The 9,313-nt window shown below is 60.6% G+C and carries 8 protein-coding genes and 3 pseudogenes; 4 read left to right on the top strand and 7 right to left on the bottom strand.

Annotated elements, in window-relative coordinates; genetic code table 11:
* Together EOA86_RS10610 and EOA86_RS10605 are read left to right on the top strand one after the other, a co-directional pair.
* Positions 1–482 (top strand): alpha/beta hydrolase (locus EOA86_RS10610; RefSeq protein WP_245497213.1); only part of this gene is annotated, 482 nt, incomplete at its 5' end.
* A 281-nt stretch (positions 483–763) separates the two neighbouring features.
* A complete protein-coding gene (locus EOA86_RS10605) occupies positions 764–1,030 on the top strand; it encodes a hypothetical protein (RefSeq protein ID WP_128341576.1) in 267 nt (88 codons plus the stop codon).
* Between the two features lie 115 nt (positions 1,031–1,145).
* On the opposite strand, the gene EOA86_RS10600 is transcribed toward EOA86_RS10605, so the two are convergent.
* From EOA86_RS10600 to EOA86_RS10590, 3 genes are read right to left on the bottom strand one after another with little or no spacing between them, the layout of a single operon-like run.
* Entirely contained in the window at positions 1,146–2,327 is a 1,182-nt protein-coding gene (locus tag EOA86_RS10600; protein ID WP_128341578.1) for an HlyD family efflux transporter periplasmic adaptor subunit, read from the bottom strand.
* 40 nt (positions 2,328–2,367) lie between these two features.
* Positions 2,368–4,731 carry an ABC transporter permease gene (locus EOA86_RS10595; RefSeq protein WP_128341574.1) on the bottom strand — a complete coding sequence of 788 codons (2,364 nt, stop codon included), beginning with the start codon at positions 4,729–4,731 and terminating at the stop codon, positions 2,368–2,370.
* 4 nt (positions 4,732–4,735) lie between these two features.
* The gene (locus tag EOA86_RS10590) at positions 4,736–5,443 is read right to left on the bottom strand and encodes an ABC transporter ATP-binding protein (RefSeq protein ID WP_128341572.1); all 708 of its coding nucleotides are present in this window, start codon (positions 5,441–5,443) and stop codon (positions 4,736–4,738) included.
* A gap of 316 nt (positions 5,444–5,759) precedes the next feature.
* Between EOA86_RS10590 and EOA86_RS40115 the strand changes: the two are divergent.
* Together EOA86_RS40115 and EOA86_RS38545 are read left to right on the top strand one after the other, a co-directional pair.
* Positions 5,760–6,061 (top strand): annotated as a pseudogene (locus tag EOA86_RS40115) (glucoamylase family protein); the annotation flags it as partial.
* A gap of 212 nt (positions 6,062–6,273) precedes the next feature.
* On the top strand, positions 6,274–6,630 hold the full coding sequence (locus tag EOA86_RS38545; RefSeq protein ID WP_164891667.1) for a hypothetical protein: 357 nt from the start codon (positions 6,274–6,276) through the stop codon (positions 6,628–6,630).
* Positions 6,631–6,781: 151 nt separating this feature from the next.
* On the opposite strand, the gene EOA86_RS10580 is transcribed toward EOA86_RS38545, so the two are convergent.
* From EOA86_RS10580 to EOA86_RS10565, 4 genes and pseudogenes are all read right to left on the bottom strand, one after another.
* Positions 6,782–7,369, bottom strand: a complete 588-nt coding sequence (locus EOA86_RS10580; protein WP_128341571.1) for an NAD(P)H-dependent oxidoreductase — start codon at positions 7,367–7,369, stop codon at positions 6,782–6,784.
* Positions 7,370–7,402: 33 nt separating this feature from the next.
* Positions 7,403–7,789 (bottom strand): hypothetical protein, encoded by a 387-nt coding sequence (locus EOA86_RS10575; protein ID WP_128341569.1) that lies wholly within the window; start codon positions 7,787–7,789, stop codon positions 7,403–7,405.
* A gap of 82 nt (positions 7,790–7,871) precedes the next feature.
* Positions 7,872–9,014: pseudogene (locus tag EOA86_RS10570) on the bottom strand (DUF4010 domain-containing protein).
* Between the two features lie 14 nt (positions 9,015–9,028).
* Positions 9,029–9,313 (bottom strand): annotated as a pseudogene (locus EOA86_RS10565) (thioredoxin domain-containing protein); the annotation flags it as partial.

Genomic DNA, 9,313 nt, shown 5'->3' with positions numbered 1-9,313 from the left:
CGATAGAAGCGAGCCGCGGCAACAAGTTCGTATTCTGGGTCGTCAATGCCGGCGGCGATTTCGCATGGTGGGCCACCGAGAAGATCGCACCGTCAGTGCTCGTTCGATTCCTCGGCGTTCGGCCCGCGCTGGTTGCGGCTGCGCCTCGGGCCGAGCGGGACCGCGTCATGAGCGTCGTCAAGAGCGTTGAGCCGTTGTCGCTGCGTTTCCCCGGAATCAACATCGATAGCGCCCCCGAGGTACATGAACTGCCGTTGGAAGTAATTACTGCGCCGACAATCATTATTTCTGCGCGCGACGACCTGTTTAACACGCTGCCGGCAGCTGAGTTCGCCGCAGCCAAGATCCCTGGTGCCAAACTGGTCGTCTACGACACTGGCGGACATCTTCTGGTTGAACATCAGCAGGATGTTCGCATAGCAGTTCGCACGTTCCTAGCTGGCGCCGGCCTCATCCCGCCACCCGTTGGCCCGAAACCGTGATACAGCATCCGCTTGGGGCAGAACCGCCTCACAGGTCGTTTCGTTGCTGTCGCCCATCGGAGGAACAGTCGCAGGGGGAGGGCAGCGCATCATGGCGGCTTTCGCCTTCTTGGGCACTTGCGTATCCTTCTGGCGACCTCTGCTGCGTCGAAATTAGCGAAGCACACAATCATTAAACTAAAAGATGGATATGATCCCAGGATTAACCATTTCGAAGCCTAGGCGCGGTTCCGATTTGTCTTTTGAATCGTCTTTCGGGGTTGCGCCCGAGACAGTTCCGGTTGAACGGCAATCCAACTCAGTTCCCCGCTTTTTCTTGGTCGTGCCTGACGAGATCGCAACAGGCTGACGTTACTGTTTTTCCGACCACCACCTTCTTCTCGTGCGCAACGGCGGCGGTGGATCCGGCAATCCCAATTGCCGCGCAAATTATAGTCAATCTCATTGAATTCCCTTCCAGCGCACCGGCAAAAGCGTGGTCGATCGACGCCAGCGACAGCAGTCGCGCTTCGCCGGTCGGTGCGGCTTCCGGCTTTGTAAGATTGTAACTACATTAGCTACAGCGCAAGTAACTCTTCCGGACTAGGGAGCGGGTCCACGCGCCTACCACCCTTGAAAGCCTTTCGATGGAAAGCGGCTGAGCTGCCGGCGAAAAGGGACGTTTCAGCCTATGCCACCGCGCTCTGCGACGGTCACGCCGTCCGTGACCCTGTCGCTCGGGTGCAGCACCACGCGATCGCCTGCGGCAAGTCCCGACAGAACCTCTGCCGTCCGGTTGTTTCGCTGACCGATCTTGATGATGGTCGCCCGCGCACTGCTGCCCCTTACGGCGAACACCGCCCAGTCGTCTCCTTGTCGGAACAGGGCACCCACCGGCACGGTCAGGACGTCATCGGCCTTCCAAATCGTGATATGCACGATCACACGATAATCGTGACCGAGCGACCGCCATGCTTCGGGAGGATCGACGAAATCGATGATCGTGCGGACCCTTTGTTCCTCGATACCGAGTGCGGAGACCTTGACGAACCCCGCGGGGTCCACCCGTGTCACCTGGCCACGGATCGGTGATCCGCCCCAGCCATCGATCCGGACAGGTGCGCCGGGCTTGATCCGGACAGTGTCGGTCGACAGAAGGTCGGCGACGATCTCGAGGTCGCGCGGATCGCCGATCTCGATCAACGGGGCACCTGCTTGCACCACTCCTTCGCTCTCCTGAATGATCTTCAGGATGCTGCCGTTCATTGGGGCGCGCAGCTGGATGCAGCAGGCGGGATTCGATTGCGGGATGGCGTCCGACGGTTCGCTGAGTCGGGCCGCAACGGTTGAGCGCTCGTGGCGCCGTACCTCGACCTGCGCCCTGGCGCCTGCCAACGCAGCTTCATTGGTTTCGACGTCGAATCTCGCCTTGTCCAAAACTTTGACCGAGATCGCCTCGGTGCGGGCGAGGGCCTCCGCCCGCTGAAGCTCCGTGCGCGAAAATTTGAGCGCCGCCTCGATCCGGCGAACTTCGGCTTCCGAAAGCGCCATTGCCGCTTCGGTTGCCGCCAGCGCCGCCTGCAGCTCTTCGTGCGTGCGGGCATCGTGGAAGCTCGGTACGGTCGGCTGCATCACCGCCACCGTCTCGTCCACGGCGACCTGGTCCCCGACATGGCGAGGCGGGGAGATTCGCAGGACTTTTCCAGCGATTGGCGCGGACACCGTATAGACGTGGCGGACGCGTGTCTTGGCCTCGTCGTCGATGGTGACCTCCATGGGACCTTCCGTCACCGTCGCCAGATCCACTACGATCGGCCGTGGCCATGCGAACCAGACCGCGGCAGCTGCCAAAACACCCAAGGCCATGGCCCCCACGGTTGGCTTTATCCAGATCGTGCGCATGGGTTCAATCTCGCGTCTTGAGAACGGTGACAAGGTCGAGCTGGTTGATCCGCCGGCGTACGACGAGCGCGGTGAACAGTGCCGCGGCAATCACCATCGCGCTGGCAAGTACATAGGTAGAATGTTCCACGATCAAACGAGTCCGCATCAACTCGCCGGCCATTTTTGTTTGCAATGTCCAGGCGAGGCCGTAGCCGATGGCCCATCCCGGCGGCTGCGCAAGCAACGTCAACACGGCCAGCTCAAGGAGCAGAATTCGCAACACTTCTCCCCGGGTGAAGCCGAGGACACGCAGGCTGGCCAACTCGCGCGCGCGTTCGGAAAGCGAGATCCTTGCACTGTTGTAGACGACACCGAAGGCGATAACGGCAGCCAGCCCAGTGTAGATGTTTGCCATCGTGGTCACCAACACGGCCAATGCATCACGGAAGTTCGCAAGCGATACGCGTTGCAGGGCGACGCCGCTGACCGTCGGCATGCTCTTGATGGCGTCGTAAAATCGGTCACGCTCGTTCGCGTCGAGGCTTACGCTCACGCTGTTGACGGCAGGCGCCTCCCGCATCAAGCGAGCCAGGGCATCGAAATGCATCATTCCCTGGATGCCAAAATAATCCTCGACCAACGCCGTCACGGGAAGAGAGACGGTCCGTCGCTGCCCTTCCAGCAAATCGATTTCGACGAAATCGCCGACCTGTGTCCCGAGAATCTGCGCGAGCCAACTCGAAAGTGCCAGGCCCGCTTCAGGCAGCACGACGGGATGCAGGTCAGTGTCGATGATCCTGTTGAGTTCGGCATCGCGCGGTCTTCCGCTGATCATGATCCGACGCTCGATGTTTCCATTCCGTATGCGAACGGGAACCTCCCGAAAAGGCTCGGCCGCAAGAATACCGGGCAACCGCGCAATTTGATTGACTGCTTTCAGCGGGCGCCGTTCGACAAAGCTCACAGTGGCATCCTGGCGGTCGGACATGAAATAAGTCACATCGATCAGCGCCTCCATGGTGCCGTTAAGGAAAAGCGAGGCGATCAGGATTCCCGTCGCCAGTGACATGCCCGCTATCGTAAACATAGCCCTGATCGGATGGCCGCTGATGTTGCGCACCATCATCACGGCCGGTTGTGAAAGGACGTTACGCATAGCAAAGGTCGCGGGCAGGAGACGGCGGAAGCGAGGCGGGGCGGGCGGTTGCATCGCAACCGCGGGCGGCAACGTCACGATATCGCGCAACGCACGCACCGCGCCGACGATCGCAGCACCAAGGCTCAGCCCCGCAGCCACGACGTAGATATCCGGGCTCTGGACAAAAACGAGGAATGGGAACCGATAAAAGTCGCCATACATCTCTGTTAGGTAAGTGCCCAACCACGTTCCAGCCGCACTGCCGATGACGACGCCGATCGTGACAATCACGATGATGAATTTGATGTAATGCCAGGCGACGGCGGCGTTCCGATAGCCAAGTGCCTTCAGCAGACCGATTTGTTCGCGTTCGAGCGCGACGATCCGGCTAAGCGTCACGTTGATCAGGAATGCTGCCACCAAAAGAAAGATCGGCGGTAGCGTACGGCTCATATTCCTGAGCATGTCGAGCCCGTGTTCCAGAAAGGCGTGTGAGGTCTGATCCTTGCGCCCATATGCTGCTCGTCCGCCGTAGCGGTCGAGCAAGGCGTCGAGGCGCGTGATGACCTCGCCTTCTGAAGCGCCCCGCATCAGCTTGAGAGTGACCGAGGAAAATGCGCCGTCCAGATCGTAGACGCTGGCTAGAGCCTTTTCAGACATCCAGACGATGGCAAAGCGACGCTCGTCCGGCATGCGGTCGCCCGGCCCTATGGCGTAGATATGTTCCGGTGAGAGCGCGATACCCACGACGACGAGATCACGCTTGCGGCCGTTGAGAATGGCAGCGAAGTGGGACCCCGGCTTGAATGCATGTGCCTTAGCAAAGCCCTCGGTGACTACAACCTCATCGCCTCGCCCAAGCTCGGGCATCCGGCCTAACCGTATGTACAGCCGATTGAGCGAGGGCTGACCGTCCTCAGGCAACGAAATGAATTGTCCAGTTGCAGGCTCGCGAAACTGAGGAATATCGAGCAGGGCCAACTTGGCAATGCGCCCTTGCACGGCAGCAACCCCGGGGAGTTCCGCAATTTGAGTGAGCAGCGTCTTCGGCGCACGCCGGACCAGCGCAAAGACATCGGCGAATTGGTGCCTCTCGTAATAAGCAATTCGGGTTTCCTCCAGAGACCGCAAGGAGCCGACAGCAAGAACCACTGTGGACACTCCGCCGGCAATGACGAGAGCGATCGCAAGCGCCTGGGCCCACAGCCGTACAAGATCACGAAAGAGCTTGATATCCAGGGTGCGCATCGGATCACCAGACGAGCTCGGCGGCAGTTCGGCGCGCCTCGTTCTTGTGAATTCTGGAAATTTGACCGTCGGCGAAGAACAGCACGCGGTCGGCGACGTCCTGGATGCTGGCGTTGTGCGTTATGATGAGGACCGTGGTGCCGAGCTGCGCATTGATGCCCAGCAGTGCCTCGATCACCCGAATGCCTGTCTTCGAATCCAAGGCGCCCGTCGGCTCATCGCAGAGCAGCACCTCCGGCCGTTTGGCTATCGCCCGGGCAATAGCCACGCGTTGCTGTTCGCCGCCCGAGAGCTGTGCAGGGAAGTGGTGCATCCGCGCCTCGAGCCCGACAAGCGCGAGGGCTTCGTCGGGACGCATCGGGTGATCGGAGATCTCGGTAACCAGTGCAACGTTTTCATAGGCTGTCAGACTGGGGATCAAATTGTAGAACTGGAACACGAACCCTACGTGCTGGCGACGATAGGCCGTAAGGCCTCGATCATCGAGGTTGGTCAGCTCCAGGCCCCTGAAGTACAATTGGCCTCTTGTGGCGTGGTCAAGTCCGCCCATGATGTTGAGGAGGGTCGACTTTCCGCTGCCCGACGGGCCGAGCAGAACAACCACTTCTCCAGCGAAGATTTCCAGGTCCAGCGCGCGTAGGGCAAGTACTCGCGTTTCGCCGGAAACATAGGTTTTGGTCAGCGCTCTTGCGGTGAAGACGGTGTCAGCCATGGCCGCTGAGGATCGGACGTTCGAGGCATTTGTCGCGTTGCATGCCACAGTCACCCGTCGAGATGAGCGCGACATTGACGCAAATCAAAACGGGGATCCCAAGGCCGTCACCCGTGCCAGCTCCGCTATAGACAAGTCGTGGGGGGTGACCGTTCAAGCCGCCCGGATCAGCTGGTTCGGAGCCGGTATTGATTTGCCTCAAAGGAGGTCGGGGGCGGCTACGCTACGATATTGTCGATTGGTGCTCGGGCGCCTGTTCACTTGAACTGAGCACGGGATGAGGCAGATGAGAGCAAAGGATGTGATGACTGCAAAGGGTTCGCCCACACACCCGTTGCCCCCGAGCAGCTACAGTGCATGGACCGCGACCTTCCGATGGGAGAACTGTTACGGCTACGACTACCTCTATGCGGGACCGCTATTCATCCACCAGCTTTCGCACGTCTGGATCGATTTTCGCGGCGTGCAGGATGCCTTCATGCGCAGCAAGGCAAGCGACTATTCGAGAACACCCGCCGCGCCACCTTCGTCCGTCAGCGTTACGCCGTCGAAAATCCGCGTGGATTCCAGGGTTACGGCGAACACTGCTCGGGCATCACCGCAAGCGAGGGTCCTGGGCCTTCCACGCTCAAGTTGAACGGCATCGAACGCAGCTTTGAGGATTACGGGCGAGCAATCATTCAACCCCGGAACATGCGCATCTCCGTACTAAGTTTCGCCGTGGCTGCCTTTGTCGCCACGGGAATCGCCGGAGCGTTCGGTGCATTCCTGAACAAATACGCTCCGATACGGGGTGGCGATGTGATCATTCTGATGCAGGAGGAAGTGCCATGACTACGTCGCAAAATGCGGTCGAGTTTGGAAAGACCGTTGAGACGATCCCGAATGGCCCCGGAGCTGCGGCCATTCTGGCAGCGGGCATCGGTTGTGCTGCCATCGGCGTTCCAGCATTCGTGTCCGAGTTGTCGCCCGGACTGCGGGGTCTATTGAATTTCTACAATCCTGTCGGCCCGCTCTCCGGCAAGACGTCCGTAACAATCATCGTTTGGCTGATTGCTTGGTACGGGCTGTCACGGATTTGGCAAAGGGAAACGGCGAACATGCGCACCGTCAACGTCGCAGCGCTCATCTTGCTCGGGATAGGATTCCTACTACCCTTCCCGCCGTTCTGGTACCTTTTTGTGTAAACTCCGGGTTCGCCGCCGTATCCATCACTGAGCTTACCCGTCACGCCGCGATCATCTTCGCTCCCGTCGGTGACTTGGTCCCGATCGCGTTGCGTGCTGTGCGCAAGGGCGGCAAAGTGCCGTCCTGGTGCCGTGATCGACTCCAACCGGACTATCTGGCCCGCTCACCGAGCTTGCGGATTTGTCCGAGCCATTTCGCCCGCGTCGCATCGCTGGCGCCCGCGACCATGCCGAACAGGGTTTCGCGCACCGGGCTGATGCCGGCAAAGCGCAGAATGTTCCGCCGCATGCCCGCAATGCCGTGGCTAAGGAACCAAAGCCGGTAAAAAATGGAGGGCATGCCCATCGTCACCACCATACGGGCGGAGCGGCCGCGAAGCAGTGTCTTGGGGAAGCCGCCATTGTCCGGGTAGGCAAAGGCCGTTCCCGGCCGCATGACCTGTTCCAGAAAAGCCTTGAGCAAGGCCGGCATGGTTCCGAGCCAAAGCGGAAAGAAAAACACGATGTGCGCCGCCCAGACGATCGCTTCGGCGGCATCCTTGAGGCTGTCGGGTATCGCGCCGTGTTCGAACTCCTGCATCGTACGCAGCATAGGAAAATCGAGCTCTGCCAGATCGATTTGCCGCACGACATGTCCCGCCTGCTCCGCACTCTCGGCATAGGCCTTTGCAAGGCCACGGCAGAGCCGATCCGGAGACGGATCGGGATGTCCAACCACAACCAGGATGCGTCGCGACATGAGTTGCTCCGAGAGCGCTTTGTGTTGAGGTCGTTATGGCCTCTCGACCCGTGCCACCTGATAGGTGTGCATGGCTCCGTTGCGTTCGATCGACACGTATTCACCGGTCACGAAACGTTCGTCACCGAGATGGAAGCCGATATCGTCGTCGCGGTCGCCTTCGGCATAGTCGAAATACCACTGTCCGCCGGGCTTACGCCGCAAACGGCCGATCAGGTCGTCTTCACCGGTACGAAAGCGACGGACACGACAAGCGCCCCGATGCTCCTTCCACTCGTGTGCGTCGATCCGGCCATCGCTGTCCAAAGGAGCGAGAACGTCATAGCCTTCCTCGTGATCCCCCGTGGGATGGCCCTTTTCGCGGGCAAGCAGCAATCGGATGTGCCGGAATTTCGCGCTGAGGTCTTTCAAGCTTGTCATGGCTTACTCCTTTGTCGGAGTTTTATAGCGCCCTGGCAGGATCTGACCTTGATCCGCATCAAGTCCTTCGATGCAGGAGCCGTCAGAAAGCTGGCAGCAACGCCATGGCGCAATACCCGGCCGACGCGGCGATCAGGGTCACGCCAACCAGAGGCAGCCAGAACCGGACCGGTCCGGCGAACGCTGCCAGAGACACGCGGCCGATCGCATTCGCCGCCAGCGCGGCAAGCACGGCCTGGGCCACCGTCTCGAGGGCGACCGATTGCTTGACCAGACGCAATGCGCCGAGAACCGAGACATCGACATCGAACGTGCCTGCAAATGCCGAACTCGCCAGCAGGCCGCGCCCGCCGAACTGAGCCGCCAATGCGGCGCTGGCGGTGGCGACGACGGCAAAGCGCGAAGGTGATCGCCGCGGCAATCGCCGGGATGACGACCGCAGGAGCTTGGCTCAATGATCACAACCACAACGCAAACACGTAGCACTGAGACCATCGCCGCCAGCGAAGCCGCTCCGGTGAGCGGCAGTGGATTGCTTGCCGATGTCGCGCGGCGGGCAAGCGCCAAGGTCACGGCGGTGGAAGATACGATGGCGCCGGCGAGCGAACTGACGAGGAGGCCACGCGTGTTTTCCAGGATGCAAATGGCGACATAACCGGCGAACGATATCGACGCCATCAGCACCGTGAGAAACCAGACCTCCAGGGATTAAAACCGCCCCATGGGTCAAGCGTCCGGTTTGGCAGCAGCGGCAGGACAATCGCGGTCATCACCGCCAGGATCAGTGCCGAACGAAGTTCGATCCAGGTGAGCCGCTTCAACAGGCCGTGCAGTATCCCGCGACTGGTAAGGACCGCTGCAAGCGCCGACCCGCCGGCCGCTGCCGCTCGACAGTCACCAACGACGGCGAGCGCACCGAGCGCAAACACGCCAAGGCCGCAATTACCCCCGTAACGCTGAAATCCTCATCATGGGCTGCCTCACGCACCTTGTACCACGCGAAAATCGCCGCAAAGACGATGAATCCGCCAACCAACACCGAGACCGCATCCAGCGCGTCTGCCAGTGCTGCGATCAGGCCGCCGAGCAGCCCTGATATTCCGAAAGTACGGATACCGGCCGTCCGGCTTCCTTCGGGCGCGTCCCGTTCGCGCCAGCCGCGCTCCAATCCGACGAGGAGGCCGATTGCCAGGGCAAGCCCGAGCCGGAAGATGAGGGAATCCATGATCCTGCGCTCTTTCAGGCGGCGGCCGTTGGCAGGTGATCGCGCACCCATCTGACGATCTGCCCCGCCCTCATTGCGCCCGACACCCGTGCGACTCGCGTGCGCCATGAAAGAGGATCATGGTCGGGATGCTCCGAATGCCGAGCCTGGCTGAAGCGGTCTGCTCATTGTCGGTGAGTTTGATCAGTCGAATATGCGGCTCCAATTCGTTGGCTGCCGCTTCATAGGCTGGCGCCATCATCTTGCAGGGGCCGCACCAAGGCGCCCAGACATCGATCAGGACCGGTAGTGTGCTGCGT

Source organism: Mesorhizobium sp. M5C.F.Ca.IN.020.32.2.1 (assembly GCF_004023105.1).
GTDB classification, from domain to species: Bacteria; Pseudomonadota; Alphaproteobacteria; order Rhizobiales; family Rhizobiaceae; genus Mesorhizobium; species Mesorhizobium wenxiniae.
The sequence above is the reverse complement of the archived record's forward strand: the minus strand, read 5'-3'. Positions and strand labels throughout refer to the sequence as shown.

Coding starts and splice junctions, on each gene's coding strand:
- EOA86_RS10600 (WP_128341578.1), bottom strand. CDS start 2,327: ATGGCCTTGGGTGTTTTGGCAGCTGCCGCGGTCTGGTTCGCATGGCCA.
- EOA86_RS10595 (WP_128341574.1), bottom strand. CDS start 4,731: ATGCGCACCCTGGATATCAAGCTCTTTCGTGATCTTGTACGGCTGTGG.
- EOA86_RS10590 (WP_128341572.1), bottom strand. CDS start 5,443: ATGGCTGACACCGTCTTCACCGCAAGAGCGCTGACCAAAACCTATGTT.
- EOA86_RS38545 (WP_164891667.1), top strand. CDS start 6,274: ATGACTACGTCGCAAAATGCGGTCGAGTTTGGAAAGACCGTTGAGACG.
- EOA86_RS10580 (WP_128341571.1), bottom strand. CDS start 7,369: ATGTCGCGACGCATCCTGGTTGTGGTTGGACATCCCGATCCGTCTCCG.
- EOA86_RS10575 (WP_128341569.1), bottom strand. CDS start 7,789: ATGACAAGCTTGAAAGACCTCAGCGCGAAATTCCGGCACATCCGATTG.